Annotated in this window: 14 protein-coding genes and 1 riboswitch; of the genes, 5 read left to right on the top strand and 9 right to left on the bottom strand. The window is 72.2% G+C overall.

Annotated features, from left to right (window positions below):
- Positions 1–66 precede the first annotated feature (66 nt).
- The 5 genes from eno to ACWC9R_RS23190 all read right to left on the bottom strand — a co-directional run bounded on the left by eno (position 67) and on the right by ACWC9R_RS23190 (position 6,356).
- Positions 67–1,353, bottom strand: a complete 1,287-nt coding sequence (gene eno / locus ACWC9R_RS23210; RefSeq protein WP_450734148.1) for a phosphopyruvate hydratase — start codon at positions 1,351–1,353, stop codon at positions 67–69.
- Positions 1,354–1,689: 336 nt separating this feature from the next.
- On the bottom strand, positions 1,690–2,343 hold the full coding sequence (locus tag ACWC9R_RS23205) for a transglycosylase family protein (RefSeq protein WP_450734146.1): 654 nt from the start codon (positions 2,341–2,343) through the stop codon (positions 1,690–1,692).
- A gap of 7 nt (positions 2,344–2,350) precedes the next feature.
- A riboswitch (cyclic di-AMP (ydaO/yuaA leader) is annotated at positions 2,351–2,521 on the bottom strand.
- Between the two features lie 251 nt (positions 2,522–2,772).
- Complete coding sequence (locus ACWC9R_RS23200; protein WP_450734144.1) at positions 2,773–3,792, bottom strand: transglycosylase family protein; 1,020 nt, start codon at positions 3,790–3,792, stop codon at positions 2,773–2,775.
- Positions 3,793–4,113: 321 nt separating this feature from the next.
- On the bottom strand, positions 4,114–5,421 hold the full coding sequence (locus ACWC9R_RS23195; RefSeq protein WP_450734143.1) for a cytochrome P450 family protein: 1,308 nt from the start codon (positions 5,419–5,421) through the stop codon (positions 4,114–4,116).
- Positions 5,422–5,480: 59 nt separating this feature from the next.
- Entirely contained in the window at positions 5,481–6,356 is an 876-nt protein-coding gene (locus ACWC9R_RS23190; protein WP_450734141.1) for a LysR family transcriptional regulator, read from the bottom strand.
- Positions 6,357–6,495: 139 nt separating this feature from the next.
- Here ACWC9R_RS23190 and ACWC9R_RS23185 point away from each other — a divergent pair, with 139 nt between their 5' ends.
- Positions 6,496–7,791, top strand: coding sequence for an MFS transporter (locus tag ACWC9R_RS23185; protein ID WP_450734139.1), 1,296 nt, complete (start codon positions 6,496–6,498; stop codon positions 7,789–7,791).
- 95 nt (positions 7,792–7,886) lie between these two features.
- Here ACWC9R_RS23185 and ACWC9R_RS23180 read toward each other — a convergent pair whose 3' ends face one another.
- The 3 genes from ACWC9R_RS23180 to ACWC9R_RS23170 form a co-directional block, all read right to left on the bottom strand.
- Positions 7,887–8,615, bottom strand: a complete 729-nt coding sequence (locus ACWC9R_RS23180) for a hypothetical protein (protein WP_450734137.1) — start codon at positions 8,613–8,615, stop codon at positions 7,887–7,889.
- 240 nt (positions 8,616–8,855) lie between these two features.
- The gene (locus ACWC9R_RS23175) at positions 8,856–9,893 is read right to left on the bottom strand and encodes a nucleoside triphosphate pyrophosphohydrolase (protein WP_450734135.1); all 1,038 of its coding nucleotides are present in this window, start codon (positions 9,891–9,893) and stop codon (positions 8,856–8,858) included.
- A gap of 80 nt (positions 9,894–9,973) precedes the next feature.
- Positions 9,974–10,612 carry a SurA N-terminal domain-containing protein gene (locus tag ACWC9R_RS23170; protein WP_450734134.1) on the bottom strand — a complete coding sequence of 213 codons (639 nt, stop codon included), beginning with the start codon at positions 10,610–10,612 and terminating at the stop codon, positions 9,974–9,976.
- 187 nt (positions 10,613–10,799) lie between these two features.
- Between ACWC9R_RS23170 and ACWC9R_RS23165 the strand changes: the two genes are divergently transcribed.
- Positions 10,800–11,438: an HAD family hydrolase gene (locus ACWC9R_RS23165; RefSeq protein WP_450734132.1), complete on the top strand. Its 639-nt coding sequence runs from the start codon at positions 10,800–10,802 to the stop codon at positions 11,436–11,438.
- A gap of 228 nt (positions 11,439–11,666) precedes the next feature.
- Here the strand turns inward: ACWC9R_RS23165 and ACWC9R_RS23160 are convergent, their stop codons facing one another.
- Positions 11,667–11,918 carry a hypothetical protein gene (locus ACWC9R_RS23160; RefSeq protein WP_450734131.1) on the bottom strand — a complete coding sequence of 84 codons (252 nt, stop codon included), beginning with the start codon at positions 11,916–11,918 and terminating at the stop codon, positions 11,667–11,669.
- Positions 11,919–12,176: 258 nt separating this feature from the next.
- Here ACWC9R_RS23160 and ACWC9R_RS23155 point away from each other — a divergent pair, with 258 nt between their 5' ends.
- The 3 genes from ACWC9R_RS23155 (at position 12,177) to ACWC9R_RS23145 (ending at position 15,846) form a co-directional block, all read left to right on the top strand.
- Positions 12,177–13,439: a hypothetical protein gene (locus ACWC9R_RS23155; protein WP_450734130.1), complete on the top strand. Its 1,263-nt coding sequence runs from the start codon at positions 12,177–12,179 to the stop codon at positions 13,437–13,439.
- Entirely contained in the window at positions 13,436–13,981 is a 546-nt protein-coding gene (locus tag ACWC9R_RS23150) for a GNAT family N-acetyltransferase (protein WP_450734128.1), read from the top strand. The genes ACWC9R_RS23155 and ACWC9R_RS23150 overlap by 4 nt, the downstream gene beginning before the upstream one ends.
- 323 nt (positions 13,982–14,304) lie before the next feature.
- On the top strand, positions 14,305–15,846 hold the full coding sequence (locus ACWC9R_RS23145) for a DUF2079 domain-containing protein (RefSeq protein ID WP_450734127.1): 1,542 nt from the start codon (positions 14,305–14,307) through the stop codon (positions 15,844–15,846).
- Positions 15,847–15,977: the final 131 nt, after the last annotated feature.

Genomic DNA, 15,977 nt, shown 5'->3' with positions numbered 1-15,977 from the left:
GCGGGGCGAGTGCCTCGCCCGTTCGGCCCCTGCTGCCCTGTCCGGCCTGGCAGCGGGCCGCCTTCGTCAGCTGCCGTGGCGGAAGCGGGGGAAGGCGGAGCGGCCGGCGTAGACCGCGGCGTCGTCGAGGATCTCCTCGATGCGCAGCAGCTGGTTGTACTTGGCGACGCGCTCGGAGCGGGCCGGGGCGCCGGTCTTGATCTGGCCGCAGTTGGTGGCGACGGCGAGGTCGGCGATGGTGACGTCCTCGGTCTCACCGGAGCGGTGCGACATCATGCACTTGAAGCCGTTGCGCTGGGCCAGCTCGACGGCGTCCAGGGTCTCGGTCAGCGAGCCGATCTGGTTGACCTTGACCAGGAGGGCGTTGGCGGAGCCCTCCTCGATGCCGCGGGCGAGACGCTCGGGGTTGGTGACGAACAGGTCGTCGCCGACGAGCTGGACCTTGGCGCCGAGCTTGTCAGTGATGACCTTCCAGCCGGCCCAGTCGTCCTCGAACAGCGGGTCCTCGATGGAGACCAGCGGGTAGGCCGCCACCAGCTCCTCGTAGTACTCGGTCATCTCGGCGGCCGAGCGGGTCTTGCCCTCGAACTCGTACGAGCCGTCCTTGTAGAACTCGGAGGCGGCGACGTCCAGGGCGAGCGCGATGTCCTGGCCGGGCGCGTAACCGGCTTCCTTGATGGCCTCGAGGATGAGGTCGAGGGCCTCGCGGTTGGAGCCCAGGTTCGGGGCGAAGCCGCCCTCGTCGCCGAGGCCGGTGGCCAGACCCTTGGCCTTCAGGACCTTCTTGAGGGTGTGGTAGACCTCGGCGCCCCAGCGCAGCGCCTCGGAGAAGGACTCCGCGCCGATCGGGGCGATCATGAACTCCTGGATGTCCACGTTGGAGTCGGCGTGCGACCCACCGTTGAGGATGTTCATCATCGGCACGGGCAGCACGTGCGCGTTCGGGCCGCCGAGGTAGCGGAACAGCGGGAGGTCGCTGGCCTCGGAGGCGGCGTGCGCGACGGCGAGGGAGACGCCGAGGATGGCGTTGGCGCCGAGCGAGCCCTTGTTGTCGGTGGCGTCCAGGTCGAACATGGCCTGGTCGATCAGCCGCTGCTCGGTCGCGTCGTAGCCGACGAGCTCCGGGCCGATCTGCTCGATGACGGCCAGGACGGCCTTCTCCACGCCCTTGCCGAGGTAACGGTTCGGGTCGCCGTCGCGGAGCTCGATGGCCTCGAAGGCGCCGGTGGAGGCGCCGGACGGCACGGCGGCACGGCCGGTGCTGCCGTCGTCGAGGCCGACCTCGACCTCGACCGTGGGATTACCTCGCGAGTCGAGAATTTCGCGGGCTACGACGACGTCGATCGACGGCACGTTGTCTCCTTCGTGGGTGTCTGGCGTTCTGCGCATGAGCCTAACGGCCCCGGAGGTGTCCGTCGGTGCTTGGCCCGCTCCGTGGGACGGAAGACCCCGGAATACTTACCGAAGGCCCAGTTCACGGGACCTTTCGGCACATTGTTCGCCGAACGGGGAAAGCCGCGGGACGGCGCCGGTCGGCGGGGCGCCGGCGGCGGGCGCTCCGGGCGCGGGGGCCGGGATGCGAGAAGCCCCGCCACGGCGCGTCGGGGGGAAGTGCGCGCCGTGGCGGGGCTGGTCTCACGGAGGAAGGGGGTCCGCCGCTCGAACCCCGGAGTCCGCTGGGCGGGTGGCTCAGACGGTGAGCTGCTGGCCGGGGATGATCAGGTTCGGGTTGCCGCCGATGACCGACTTGTTCGCCTTGTAGACGGACTTCCAGTCGGCGCCGTGGGCCTTGGCGATCTTGGCGAGGGTGTCGCCCGCCTTGACGGTGTAGTTGCCGTGGCCGGTGGACTTGCGCTCGGCGGACCGCGAGGCACGGTCCTCGGACGGGGCCTTCTTGGGCTCGGGCTTGGCCGACTCCTGCTTCGGCGCGGACTTGGTCTGCGCGGAGGTGTCGACGTCGGCGGCGGGGCCACCGGCGGTCAGATTGCCCGCACCGGCGCAGGACCAGGCGCCCGGGCCCTGGATGGCGAGGAGCTTCTCGGCGGCGGCTATCTGCTGGGACTTGCTGGCGAGGTCGGCGCGCGGCGCGAACTTGGTGCCACCGGCGGCGGCCCAGCTGGAGTTGGAGAACTGCAGGCCACCGTAGTAGCCGTTACCGGTGTTGATCGACCAGTTGCCGCCGGACTCGCACTGGGCGACCTTGTCCCAGGTGGCGACGGAGGCGGCGGAGGCGGAGGTGGCGCCCATCATCGGGACGGCCACGGCGGCACCGGCGACACCGGCGAGGGTGGCGACGCGGACGGCCTTGGAGGGACGACGGTGCTTGCCCTTGAAGATCAGCATGGTTCGTTCGTTTCCTCACCGACGCCTACGAGGTGAGCTGTCGGGTTCGGACTGATGAGTCGCCCGGCCGGGTGCGCGGAACGCACCTGGCTTCACCCCAAGCCGGTTGACCCGTTTTCACGGGCGGGGCCGGCACAAATCCTGGGTCCCCCGCTCCTGCCTTCGGCGCTTGCGCGTCAAGTGCCTTCGACCACCGGCAGGACTCGGCGTGTGATCGAAGGGCCCGCTTTGGCGAGCGGTCCTGACGTTAAGCAGTAATCCCCTTGGGGTTCAAACCCCACCATCTGAACCAAGTTGACCGTTTTTGATCAGGGCTTGGAGGCGTTTTCGCAGGTGGGGCCCGGTATGCCGGGGTTGGGTACACCGGGCCCCTCCGGAGTCAACGAGACCCTTGTCTCACTTTCCCAAAAGAGGGCGAAGGGAGGCGAACTACCCTGCGTTCCGCCCGAGATCGAGCCGCTGGCCGGGCTGGATCAGGTCCGCGTCGGAGCCGATGACGCCCTCGTTGCGGTCGTAGAGCGTGGACCAGCCGCCGGACAGCCGGTGGGCCGCGGCGATGGCTGACAGGCTGTCACCCGGGCGCACCGTGTAGTCCCCGTCGGCCGCCGGGCCCGTACGGTGCGCGTCGTCGCCGCGCGAGGCGTGCCGGCCGCCGGCGGACCGCCCGGCGTCACCGTCCCCGGCGTCCTCGCCGTCCGCCCCACCGCGGTGCTTGCCCTTGCCGGGCACCTCACGCGGGGTGCCGGTGCCGTCCGTACGGCTGCCGTCCCCGGACGGGTCGGCGGAAGGGTCGTCGGACGGGTCGGCGGACTGCGACGGGTCGTCGCCCTGGCCGCTGTCCTGCTCGTCGCCCTGGTCGCCGTCCCGGTCGCCGGACGGCTCCGGGCTCGTGGACGCGTCGCCGGGCTCGCCGGAGTCCGAGGCGTCGGGCGAGGGCGTGGCGTCGGACGGGCGGCCGCTCGGCTCGTCGCCGGCCTCGTCGCTCGGGGCGTCGCTCGGCTCGTCGTGCCGTCCGGACGTGTCCGTGCCGTCGTGGTCGTGGGACGAACCGGTGTCCCAGGGGTCGAGGGAGCCCGCGGAGTCCGACGGGTCGGGCTCCGGGGTGCTGGTGCTGCCCGGGTCGACCTCCGGCGCGCGGCCGTCATCGGTCAGCCCGGCGTTCACCGCACAGCTCGGCCAGGCGTCCGGCCCCTTGTGGTCGAGGATCGACTCGGCGACCGCGATCTGCTGGGAGCGGCTGGCGAGGTCGGGGCGCGAGGCGTAGGCCGTGCCGCCGTAGTTGTCCCACATCTCCTGGGTGAGCTGCAGGCCGCCGTAGTAGCCGTTGCCCGACGCCGCGCTCCACACCCCGCCGCTCTCGCACTGGGCGACCTTGTCCCAGGTCGTGGTGTCGGCGGCCTGTGCACCGCTCGCGGCGAACAGTGGCAGGGCGAGGCCCGCGCCGGTCACTCCCGCCGTGACAAAGATGGCCGGTGCCTGGCGGGGTCGACGATGTCGGCCGTTCCCGGAACGCATGCGGATGCCTTTCGCGCGGCGGTTGAGTTGTCTCGACGAGCTCTTCGAGCTGCTCGACGGGGTCTCCGGCCGGCCGACGCACGCGAGCGGCACCGTTACACCGGTCCCCCACCTCACCGCTTCGACCGATCGAGTGAAACCTGTCGATCGTCGGGTCGAAAGGTAGCCGGGGTCCTGGGGAGTCACAAGTCGGTGTAGCGCGGATCACGTAATGGTCACGTAGTTGACTCTGCGTCACATTCGCTTCGCCGCTGGTCAGGGCCGCTCCGGGGAGAACTCCACCGGAAGTGAACGGAGTCCGCGCATGATGAGCCCGCCCCGCCAGCGCAAATCATCAGGTTCCGCCGCAAGCCGGATGTCCGGGAGCCGGGTCAGCAGGGTCGCCAGCGCGCTCTGTCCTTCGAGCCGGGCCAGCGGCGCCCCCAGGCAGTAGTGGATGCCGTGCCCGTAGCCCAGGTGCTGGTTGTCACGCCGGGTCAGATCGAGGACGTCCGGCTCGTCGAAGCGGGCCGGGTCGCGGTCGGCGGCGGCCAGCACCACCAGGACCGGGTCCCCCTTGGCGATCCGCTGTCCGCCGAGCGTCAGCTCCTCGGTCGCGAACCGCCAGGTCGCCAGCTCCACGGGGCCGTCGTAGCGGAGCAGTTCCTCGATGCCGGTGGTGAGCAGGTCGGTGTCGCCCGCAGCGATCGACTTCTGGAGCAGTTCCCGCTGGGCGGGGTGTCGCAGCAGGGCGTAGGTGCCGTTGCCGATCAGGTTGACGGTGGTCTCGAACCCCGCGAAGAGGAGGATGAAGGCCATCGCGGCGACCTCGTTCTCGGTCAGGTGCTCCCCGTGGTCGGAGGCCCTGATCAGGGCGGAGATCAGATCCTCGTCAGGCTCGGCGGTCTCGCTCAGAGTCGCGCGCTTGCGGTGGATCAGCTCGGCGAGATAGCCGCGCATCTTCTTCACGGAGCGGGCGACGCCGCCGCGCGGGCCGCCGCCGTGCCGGATCATCATGCCCGCCCAGTCACGGAAGTCGTCCTGGTCCTCGCGCGGCACGCCCAGCAGGTCGCAGATCGCATAGATCGGCAGCGGGAACGCGAACTCGTGGATCAGATCGGCCTCCCCGCGCTCGGCGAAGCCGTCGATCAGCCGGTCGGTCAGCTCCTGGACCCGCGGGGCGAAGGCGGCGACCCGGCGCGGGGTGAACGCCTTCGAGACCAGCCGGCGCAGCCGGGTGTGGTCCGGCGGGTCGATGTTGAGGAGGTGCGTCATCAGGTTGGCGCTGCGCTCCCCCGGGATGCCGACCTTGCCCTTGCCGTGCGCGGCCTCGCTGTGATGGACCGGGTTCTTGGACAGCCGGGCGTCGGCCAGCGCCTGCCGCGCCTCCGTGTAGCGCGTCACCAGCCAGGCCTCGACGCCGCTGGGCAGCTCGGTCCGGTGCACCGGCGCGTGCTCGCGCAGCCAGGCGTACGCGGGGTACGGGTCGGAGGCGAACTCCCAGGTGAACAGGGCGGGGGCGGGCCCGGCGGCGGGGCAGCCCGCGGGGGCGTCGGGGGCGGTGGTGTGGGGCTCGGCGTGCACCTTCCGACCGTAACCGCTGGGCGCACAACGGCGCGCCCGCGTACCGGCCGGGCCCGCCGCTACGCCGTGTCCACGCCCACACCGGCCAGGAACGCCGCCGCCGCGGGCGAGGGGCCGAGGCCGCTCCACACCACCCGCTCGATCCGCGCGGGCGCCGGCCGCACCCGCACGATGTGCAGCCCGGCCAGTTCGGAGGCGATGGCCTCCGGCACCATGCCGACGCCCAGCCCCGCCCGCACCAGCTTCGCCAGGAACTCGACCGTGGTCACCTCGAACGCCACCTCCGAGGTCAGCCCCGCCGCCCGGAACGCGTCATCGCGCTGCCGGCGGGCCGCGGACCCCGCCGTGAAGTCGACGAAGGTCTCCCGCGCCATCCGCGCCAGCGTGGTCCACTCCCGCTCCGCCAGCGGATGCCCCGGCGGGACGACGCCGACCAGCTCACCGCGCGCCAGTTCCTTCTCCCGCACCCCGACGGTCCGCGCCGCGGGCGCCAGCCCGACGAACGCGACGTCCAGCACCCCCTGCCGCACCTGCTCGATGAGCTGGTCACTCATCTCGGTCTGCAGACTGATCCGCACCTGCGGGCACCGGGTACGGAAGGCGCCCAGCTCACGGGCGAGATCCACGGCCGCGACGGTGGAGATCGCGCCGACCGCGAGCCGGCCGCGCACCTCCCCGGTCGCCGCCGCCACCTCGGCGCGGGCCCGCTCGGCCGCCTCCAGCGCCTGCCGCGCGACCGGGACGAAGGCCTCGCCGGCGGCGGTCAGGCGGACGCTGCGGCTGGTCCGGTCGAAGAGCCGGGCCCCCAGCTCCTTCTCCAGCCAGGCGACCTGATGGCTGAGCGCGGACTGCACCACATGACAGCGCTCGGCGGCCCGGGTGAACCCACCGGTCTCCGCCACCGCCACCACGTACCGCATCTGCTGCAGCTCCATGTCCCGCACCCTAGTCGGCATCGATCACGATTCACGATGGATGCGATGAAAACGATGTGTTGGACTCATTAATCTTCGGGCCGCAGGCTGGGACGTGCCCGCCGCCGCGGTGGCGGCGGGCGCACAGGGGAGGTCAGTGATGGAAACCGAGCACACGGCGGAGCCCGCCCGGGGCGCGCCGGGGACCGGGCCGGGCCTGGGTCGCGGAACCCTCCTGCTGATGTCGGTCGCCGCCGGACTCTCCGTCGCCGGCAACTACTTCGCCCAGCCGCTGCTGGACGTCATCGGGCGCGATCTGCACCTGCCGGCGGCCACCGCCGCGCTGGTGGTGACCGTCGCCCAGGTCGGCTACGGGCTCGGGCTGCTGCTCCTCGTACCGCTCGGCGACCTGCTGGAGCGGCGCCGGCTGGCCGTCATCCTGACCGCGGCGACCGCGCTCTTCCTCACCGTCACGGCGAGCGCGCCCAACGCCGCCGTGCTGCTCACCGGCACCGCGCTGACCGGCCTCACCTCGGTCGCCGCCCAGGTCGTGGTGCCGTACGCGGCGACCCTCGCACCGCCCGCCGAGCGCGGCCGGACCGTGGGCACCGTCATGACCGGGCTGCTGCTCGGCATCCTGCTGGCCCGTACGGCCGCCGGGCTGCTCGCCGAACTGGGCGGCTGGCGCACCGTCTACTGGGTCAACGCGGCGCTGATGCTGCTGATGGCGGTGCTGCTGCGGCTCCGGCTGCCGGCCCTGCGCACCACGGTCGGGCTGCGCTATCCGGCGCTGCTGCGGTCCACGCTGGCGCTGTTCGGCCAGGAGCCGGTGCTGCGGTGGCGGGGCGCGCTGGGGGCGCTGACCTTCGCGGGCTTCAGCGTGCTGTGGACGGCGCTGGCGTTCCTGATGTCCGGGCCGTCCTACGGCTGGCAGGAGTCGGCCATCGGGCTGCTGGGGCTGGTGGGCGCGGCCGGTTCGCTGGCCGCCTCGGCGGGCGGCCGGCTGGCGGACCGCGGCCTGGCGCACCGGGTCACCGGCGCGGCGGGCTTCCTGCTGCTGGGCTCGTGGGGCCTGCTGGCCCTCGGCGGCGCGGGCGGCGCCTGGTCACTGACGGCGCTGCTGGCCGGGGTGATCGTGCTGGACCTGTCCGCGCAGGCGATCCACGTCAGCAACCAGCATCTGGTCTACGCGATCCGCCCCGAGGCCCGTAACCGCCTCAACTCCGCCTACATGACCAGCTACTTCGTCGGCGGCGCGGTGGGCTCGGCGCTGACCTCGGCGGTCTGGGGCCTGGCCGGCTGGAGCGGGGTGTGCGTCCTGGGGGCGGGTCTGGCGCTGGTCGTGGTGGCGCTGTGGGTGGCGGACCGCATGCGGCGGCGCCCCTCCGGCGGGGGCCGGACGGGGCGGAGGCAGGCGGCCACCGCCGAGGCTCCGGCGGCGTCGCTCACGTCCTGACGGGCGGTGTCGTCCGCCCGCACCGCGCCCGGCGCCGACCGCACAGGGCCGCTGCCGGGCCGGGGGCGGCTCCACCGCCGTGGTGAGGCGGGCGTTCAGCTGTGGGCGCTGAGCACGCCGCCGGCGCTGAGCACGACGTTCACGCCGTTGGCGACGAACCCGATGTCGTGCTGGTTCGCCTCCACCGTGTCGTCCGCGTCGCCGCTCGGGCTGATGAACTGCGCGCGGTAGTGGAGTTCACCGACCTTCGTGACCTTGACCGTCCAGCCGCCCGCGATCTTGAAGGTGCCCGGCCCCTGGTGTCCGCCGCCCATCCAGGAACGGACCTGGCCGTCCGCCGTGAGCACGAGGAACATGTCGTTGGCGTCGAGCCCGGCGTCCTGCCCCTTCGCCTCCAGCGTGGCCAGGACCGAACCGCGGGCGACGATCTTGGCGCGGTAGTGCTGGGAGCCGACCTTGGAGATCTCGGCCGTGCTGACGCCGTCCGCCAGACGCTGGGTACGGACCTGGGATGCCGCCTTGCCGCCGCCGGTGGCGTGCGCGCCGCCCGACTGCCCACCCGCCGCGCCGGTCTTGGCACCGGTCTTGGCGTCGGACTTCGCGCCGGGGCTTGCCGGGGCACCGGAGCCCGGTGCCGCCGAGGAGGAACCCGCGCTGCCGGCCTCGACGGAAGCAGCGGTGTCCGACTTGCCTGCGGGCTTCGTGTCCGCGGCCTCCGACCCGGAGCAGGCGGTCAGCGTGAGGCCGGCGGCTGCGGTCAGGGCCAGGGCGGCCATGCGCAGGGTGCGGCGACGGGCGGTGCGGGCAGTGGTGCTGGAGCTCATTTCGGGTCCCCCCAGGACAGTCGGTGACGTGGTCTCCTCGGTACGTCACCCACTCTGACCGGGCCCACTGTCGCGGGGCTGCCGCTGCGCTAACGTCCGGCTAACACGGGCGCGAGCAGCGGAAGAGCGCCCAGGTGAACCCGAAGGACCGGGCGCGGCCGCCTGGTTGGGAATCCCGTGGCCGCCTGCCGGAACCAGGGCCATCCGCCCGCTCAAGGTCATGGCCGTGGCCCACCGACGTCAGGCAGACCCGTCGGACGCGTCCTGACCGGCGACGCCCTCCACCGCCAGCACCGCGTCCCGGTAGGCCCGCGCCGCCGCCCGCAGCGCGGCCTCCGGATCGACGCCGTCCGCCTCGGCCCGTATGGCCATCGCCAGCAGCTCGTAGCCGATCCCGTCGCCCGTCGGCGGAGCCACGTCCAGTTCGGCCGACCGCACCCGCGAGGCCAGCTTCGCCGCGAGCGCCAGCCCCGGCTGCGCCAGCGGCACACCCTCGGTCACCGACTCCCGCTGCTTCTCCTCCGCCTTCGTCCGCAGCCAGTGCGCCTTGACGTCCTCCGGGGTGGCCGCGTCCGCCTCACCGAAGACATGGGGGTGGCGGTGGAGCAGCTTCTCGACGATCGTCCCCGCCACGTCGTCGATGGAGAACGGCTCGTCCGGGTCGTCCTGAGCGATCCGGGCGTGGAAGACCACCTGGAGGAGCACATCGCCGAGCTCCTCCCTCAGCTCCGCGCGGTCCCCCTCCTCGATGGCCTCCACCAGCTCATACGCCTCCTCGATGCCGTACTTGGCGAGGTCACGGTGCGTACGGACGCTGCTCCAGGGGCACTCGGCGCGGATGCGGTCCATGACCTGGACGAGGTCGAGCAGCCGGGCACCGGGCAGGTCGTAGGAGCCGGGCAGCAGCTCCAGGTCCGGCATGGTCTCGCGGCCGGAGCCGGCCAGCCGGGCCAGGCCGTCGGTCAGCGCGCTCTCGCCGTCGGCCGAGGTCAGCACGACGGCCGTACGGTCCTCCGGGACGCAGTAGTCGACCAGTTCGCGGGCGGTGGGGGCGGCGGTCTCCACCTCGATGCCGGCCTCCCGCAGATAGGGCAGCTGCGGATGGTCCGGATCGGCGCTCAGCACGCGGTCGGCCGCGCGGACGATCTGCCAGGCGGGCCAGGAGAGGAGTCCGGGGGCGACCCGGTGGCTGGTGGTGAGCAGGACCAGGCGGCCGGTGCCGGTGCCCTCGGGGCGGGCTTCGGCGCCGGTGTGGGCGGCGGAGGCGTCAGCGTTCACGCCTCGAACGTAACGCACCCCACTGACACCACCCGGCGCCGGTAGCCGGCCGCCCGGCTACCGTCCCCCGGCCCTCCGGCTCAGGCCTGCTGCTTCGCGGGCTCCCCCGTGATCCACGGGTCCTTGGTCTCGCCGAGGATGACCTGCTGGTCGTCCCACTTGCCGAACCGCGGGTTGACGTCGATCCCCATGGACCGGGAGGTCGTGGCCAGCGCACGGGCGAGCTTCTGCTGGCCCTGCGGCGCCCGGCGGTCCGCGTGCAGATGCTCGGCGACGCCGTCGAGCATCAGCTGGTTGCGGACCATGGCGTCGATCTCGTCGGGGGCGACGCCCTGCTGGAGCCACATCGCCTTCAGCCGCGCGGCGCCGCCGGCCTGCTGCTCGGCCTTGGCCCGCCACTTCTGGACGTCGCTGCGGCTGACCGTCACCCCGGCGTCCTTCGCACCGCGCGCCAGCACCTCGTCGAAGATCATGCCGTTGAGGGTGGCCAGGCTCAGCCGCCCGGTGTTCATGATCATCTGGCCGCCCTGCGGGGACTCGGCCTGGGCGTCGCGCACGTCCCGCACCTTCGCCTGCAACTGCGAGACGGTGATCCGCTTCCCGTCCACGATGGCCGCGGCACCGGGGTGGGCGTCGTTCCCACAGGCGGCGAGCAACGGGGTCGCGGCCAGCAGGGCGGCGGCGGTGGATACGGAGAGCGCTGTCCTTCGGCGGAACACTTGGCCTCCCGGCAGATCGTGCGACGGAGTCTCGACCTTGATTGATCGATGCTATGGAGTCGGCGTGGCCCAGGCCACTGCTTCGGCCAACGATCTGGGGCGGGGGCGGTTTCTGCTCCGGTGTCCCTTCTCGTTGCCGTCACCGTCGGCGGACTTCTCCGTTTTTGGCGGTCGTAGGGTGGGCGGCATGATCGAAGCGGTGGTATTCGATGTCGGTGAGACCCTGACCAGCGACGATCGATACTGGGCAGCGTGGGCCGACTGGCTCGATGTCCCACGCCACACTCTGTCCGCCCTGGTCGGGGCCATGGTCGCCCAGGGGCGGGCCAACGCCGACGCAGTCCGCCTACTCAAGCCCGGCATCGACCTGGCCGCGGAGTACGCCGCGAGGGAGGAAGCGGGGCGCGGGGAGACGCTTGACGAGAGCGACCTGTACCCCGATGTTCGGCCGGCGCTCGCTGCCTTGCACGCGGCCGGCTTCCGGGTCCTTGTCGCCGGGAACCAGACCGTTCGCGCGGGCGAGTTGTTGCGGTCGCTTCGCCTGCCGGTCGATGCCGTCGCCACGTCGGGCGACTGGCACGTCGCCAAACCAGCACCGGAGTTCTTCACGCGGGTGATCGAGCTCGCCGATACCGCCCCCGACCGCATCGTGTACGTCGGGGACCACCCGGCCAACGACATCGCACCGGCCGCCGCCGCCGGCCTCCGGACCGCGCATCTGCGACGCGGCCCCTGGGGGCACCTCTGGGCCGACACTCCTGCGGCCGCGGCCGCGGACTGGCGCATCGAGGGAATCGATGACCTGCTGCCGTTGGTGTCCGGGTGAGGGGTGGCGATGCGCGCCCGGCCGGGCTGTGCCCTCACCACGCGTCATCTGCCGCGATGCGTTCCGCCCGGGTCCGCGACACGGTCAGCGCCGCCGGTTCCTCCACCGGCCACTCCCGGCTCCCGCCTCCCCGCAAGTAGATGACGCCCTTCCGGATGTCCGTCACCACAGCCCGGCGCCCTGGGCCGTACTCGACCTCGTCGCCAACCTCCGGACGCTGTCCGGGGCTCACTGCGCGGCCTCGATCGTGTCCAAGCCGGTCGTCCACTCGACGCCGCCGCCCTCCGGCGAAAGCCATGCCACGGGAGGCGTGTCAGGGACCTTGAGGATCGGATCGAGGCTGCCGCCCTGCACATCGGGGGCGAGAGCGCGGAGGACCCCGATCCGGTCACCGTGGGCGTGGTCGATCACACGTTGGCCGAGCAGTGGATGCGACCAGTGGCCCAGGCCGAGCGACCGGTGGTGCAGCGTCGTCTTCATCGGAGGGGTCCTTTCCCGAACGTCCTGAGGCGAGGCGGTCCGCGACGCGAGGTGACGCCGGACCGCGAGGCCGCCGCAGCGTCCCGAAAGCCGCCGGAGTTTCCTTAAGCCCGGAGAGCCGCGGGCAGCCTCGCTCAGCTAACGCGGCGGCAGGGGGACGCGGTTAGTGCGTTACGGCAGGCCTCTGGCCGCGCACCTAGGGCGATTTGACCACCTATTGGCCTGACTGCGGAGTGCTCCGGGGCCTACCGTGCGGGCATGGACACCACGCGGAATCAAGCGCTCACAGCGTGGATGGCTGAGCACGGATACAGCTCCAACACCCTGGCCGACGCGGTCAACCGGGCTGTCGGTGACCTCACCGGCCGCACCGGCGGGCTGGACGGGTCATCGGTACGGGGCTGGAAGGCGGGACAGGTCCGCTGGCCGAAGTCCGCCACCCGGGTCGCCCTGGAGAAGATCACCGGCCTGCCTGCCACCGCTCTGGGATTCGCGCCTCGGGGCCGCGCCGCAACCGCCCCGGCACCCTCGCAGGAGGACTCCGTGAACCGCCGCAGCTTCCTCACCGCCACCGCGGCTTCCGCCGTCGCGCCCCTTCCCACCGCCGCACCCCGCCGCATCGGCATGTCCGACGTCGGCCGGCTTCAGGGCAAGTTCGCCGCCGTAGTGGCCGGGGACCATCAGCACGGCGGCGTGCGCGGCATTGAGGCCCGCGCGCTCGAAATGGCCGCCGAAGCCTTGGACCTTCAGGACCGTGGATCGGCCAGTCAGCGCGTACGCAGTCAGTTGTACGCGGTAGCCGCCGCCTTCACCTCCAGCGCGATGTGGGCGGCGATCGACGGCCGCCGCTTCGATGGGGCACAGCGGCACCACGACAGAGCCTCCCGCCTGGCGGGAATGTCCGGTGACCAGGCGATCCAGTTCCGGATCTGGTCGCATGCCGGAACTCTGTACCGGCACCTGGGCCGCCCCTCGGACGCACTTGCAGCCAACGATGTGGCGCGAAACCTCTCCCTTGCCCGGCGCGATCCGCTCTTCGGCTCCCTGGGCCACGCCCGGCATGCCGCCATCCACGGCACCACTGGCGACTGGTCAGCGGTGCGCCGGTCACTCGGCCATGCGCAGGAAGCGCTTGACCGGGCAGAAGGCGCCGTGCCTCGGCCGGTATGGATCGAAGCGTTCTACGGTCAGTCCGAGTTGGAGAGTCTCGCTCTCGCTGCGCATCTCGCCCTCGGCGACTGGAGCACGGCGGAAGCGCACGCCCATCGCAGCCTGGCAGCGCTCCGCGCCCACATGCACCGGTCACGCGCCATCACCACGGCACGCCTTGCCCGCGCCCAGCTGGGGCAAGGAGATCTCGAACCTGCCGTTTCCACCGCGATGAGCATCTCCCGCGTGGCCGTTCGCCATCCCCGCATTTCCGGGATGCTCCGGGCGTTCGGTACCCATCTGCGCGCGTACGCGCCGCGTAGCCCACACACCCACACATGGACGCAGTACGAGCGAGAGGCCCTGGCATGACCGCACCCGTCAGACTTCAGCATCACACAGCCTTGCCGCACGCCCGGCAGAAGCTCATCGACCTGTACACGGACGTACGGACAGAGCTGCTGCACTTGCCGAACTATCGCGCAGACGTGTTTGCCGAGCGTCTCGACCGCCATGCCGCTGAACCCGGCTGGCAAAGCGTCATCGCCTACGCGGGCGATGCCCCTGTTGGCTACGCCTACGCCAACACCATCGAGCCCGATGACCGCTGGTGGGCCCGGATGACCACCCCCGCCCCCGCGCTCTACACAGCGTCTCCCGCAGTTGCGGTGAAGGAGATCGGGGTGACAACACCGTGGAGAGGTAAAGGAGTCGCCCTCCGCATCCATGATGCTCTGCTGGCGGACCGGAGCGAGCCGTACGCGACCCTTATGGTGAACCCTGCCGCAGGCGACGGGAAGGTTCAGCGGCTCTACGAGGGATGGGGATACGCAGTCATCGGAGAGGTGCAGCCATCGCCGGAATCACCGGTCCTGGCATGCATGGCCCGCCCGGTGCGCGACGGCGCACAGTAGCTGGCCAGGAGAACCGCCCCTTCGTCCAGATGGTCTTTGACGCACCGCCGAGCACCACGCAGCTCGACGTCGAGGTCACGCCGGACCTGCTGCTCGACACCGTGAGCTGGAAGCTGGCCCTCTGAGCCACCGGTTCCCCTCCCCCCACGCTCCGGACCCCGGCCCGGTACCGCGACCCCGCGGTGCCGGGCCGACGGCCCTCCTCCCCGGGAACGCGCCGCCCCGTGCAGCCGTCTGACCCACTGCCGGCCGCGTAGCGGCCACCGGGCGGGCCGGTCAGCCGCTTCGAGTATCTTTTCGAGCAGGGGAGAGTGAGGTTCCGCATGGACAGGGCGGCAGCAACGGCCGGGGGCGACGCCCCCGGACGGATTCCGGGAGCCGACCGCGGCACCATCCCGCCACAGCGGACCGCCGAGCCGGCCGCCCCCGCGACCCCGGCCGCCGACGCACCACCCACCACGCCCGGACGGCTGCGGCGCGCCGCCGAGCGCCTGCGCACCCGGACCGCGCCCCTCCGCGCCCCGCACCTCGACCCCTACTGGGCCGCCGCGTTCTTCTTCGTCGCGTTCGCGCTGCTGTCCTACCACCGGTTCCGGACCCTGTCCCTCTCCTCCTGGGACCTGGGCATCTTCGAACAGGCCATACGCGGCTACGCCCACCTCCAGGCCCCGATCGTCGACCTCAAGGGCCCCGGCACCAACATCCTCGGTGACCACTTCAGCCCCGTACTGGTCGTCCTGGCCCCCCTCTACCGGGTGTTCCCCTCCCCCGTGACCCTGCTGACGGCGCAGGCCGCGCTGTTCGCGCTGTCCGTGCTGCCGGTCGCCCGCGCCGCCGCCCGCTACCTGGGCCGCGTCCCCGGCCTGGCCCTCGGCGTCGCCTACGGCATGTCCTGGGGCGTACAGAAGGCCGTCGACTTCGACTTCCACGAGATCGCCTTCGCGGTGCCGCTGATCGCCTTCGCGCTGGAAGCGGTGCTCCGCGGACGGTGGACCGCGGTGGTCTGCTGGGCCGCGCCCCTGGTGCTGGTCAAGGAGGACCTCGGGGTGACCGCGGCCACCATCGGCGCGCTCGCCCTGCTCCGCACCCGGCGGGCCAGCCCCCTGGCCATCGGCCTGGTCGCCTTCGGCATCACCGCCACCGCGCTCACCCTCGGCCTGCTCATACCCGCCTTCAACGGCTCCGGCTCGTACGACTACTGGAGCAAGTTCGGCGCCGAGGGCGCCGGGGCCACCATCCCCCTCGACACCGCCGTCCGCACCACCCTGTGGGTGCTGCTGCCCACCACCGGCCTGCTCGCGCTGCGCTCCCCGCTCCTCCTGGTCGCCCTGCCCACCCTGGGATGGCGCTTCCTCTCGCACGAGCCCCACTACTGGGGCACCGACTGGCACTACAGCGCCGTCCTGATGCCGGTCGTCTTCCTCGCACTGGTCGACGCCCTGCCGCGAATACGGGTATCGGCCCGCCCCTGGCTCCGCTCGTACGCCCACCACCTGCCGGCCGCCGTCCTCGCCGCGGCCCTCGCGCTGACCTCCGCCCTCCCCCTGAGCCGCCTCACCGAGCCCGCCACCTACGGCACCCCACCGGTCGTCACCGCCGACGAGAAGCTGCTGGGGCGTATCCCCGACGGGGCGACCGTGGAGTCCGACATCCGCCCGCTCAGCCGCCTCGTCCACCGCACCCGCGTCTTCTGGACCGGCGACACGGGCGGGCTGTCGCCCGACTACATCGCCCTCCAGCTACGGGACGAGGCCTCGCCCCGCCAAGCGCTCGCGGATGCCGCGGCGCGGCATCCGCGCTCGACGTATGTACTGCTCGGCGACACGGCGGACTTGGTGGTCCTCCACCGGACCTCCGCGCGTTGAGACCCGCCTCCCACGTTGTCGGGTGACCCGCCGTGCCTCTTCTGTTTTTCGCCTTCGGCGGGAGGGGGTTGGTGGGGTGGGGCCCCGGTGTGTGGTGGGTGCCGGGTTCGGGGCCTCCGGGGTGGGTGTTC

This window comes from Streptomyces sp. NPDC001219 (assembly GCF_053597915.1).
This window is presented reverse-complemented; position numbering and strand designations above follow the sequence as displayed.

Bases quoted from the DNA above. Each gene is read 5' to 3' on its own strand.
- ACWC9R_RS23145 (WP_450734127.1), top strand. From the start codon at position 14,305: ATGGACAGGGCGGCAGCAACGGCCGGGGGCGACGCCCCCGGACGGATT.
- ACWC9R_RS23185 (WP_450734139.1), top strand. From the start codon at position 6,496: ATGGAAACCGAGCACACGGCGGAGCCCGCCCGGGGCGCGCCGGGGACC.
- ACWC9R_RS23205 (WP_450734146.1), bottom strand. From the start codon at position 2,343: ATGCTGATCTTCAAGGGCAAGCACCGTCGTCCCTCCAAGGCCGTCCGC.
- ACWC9R_RS23150 (WP_450734128.1), top strand. From the start codon at position 13,436: ATGACCGCACCCGTCAGACTTCAGCATCACACAGCCTTGCCGCACGCC.
- ACWC9R_RS23160 (WP_450734131.1), bottom strand. From the start codon at position 11,918: ATGAAGACGACGCTGCACCACCGGTCGCTCGGCCTGGGCCACTGGTCG.
- ACWC9R_RS23180 (WP_450734137.1), bottom strand. From the start codon at position 8,615: ATGAGCTCCAGCACCACTGCCCGCACCGCCCGTCGCCGCACCCTGCGC.
- ACWC9R_RS23190 (WP_450734141.1), bottom strand. From the start codon at position 6,356: ATGGAGCTGCAGCAGATGCGGTACGTGGTGGCGGTGGCGGAGACCGGT.
- ACWC9R_RS23165 (WP_450734132.1), top strand. From the start codon at position 10,800: ATGATCGAAGCGGTGGTATTCGATGTCGGTGAGACCCTGACCAGCGAC.
- ACWC9R_RS23155 (WP_450734130.1), top strand. From the start codon at position 12,177: ATGGACACCACGCGGAATCAAGCGCTCACAGCGTGGATGGCTGAGCAC.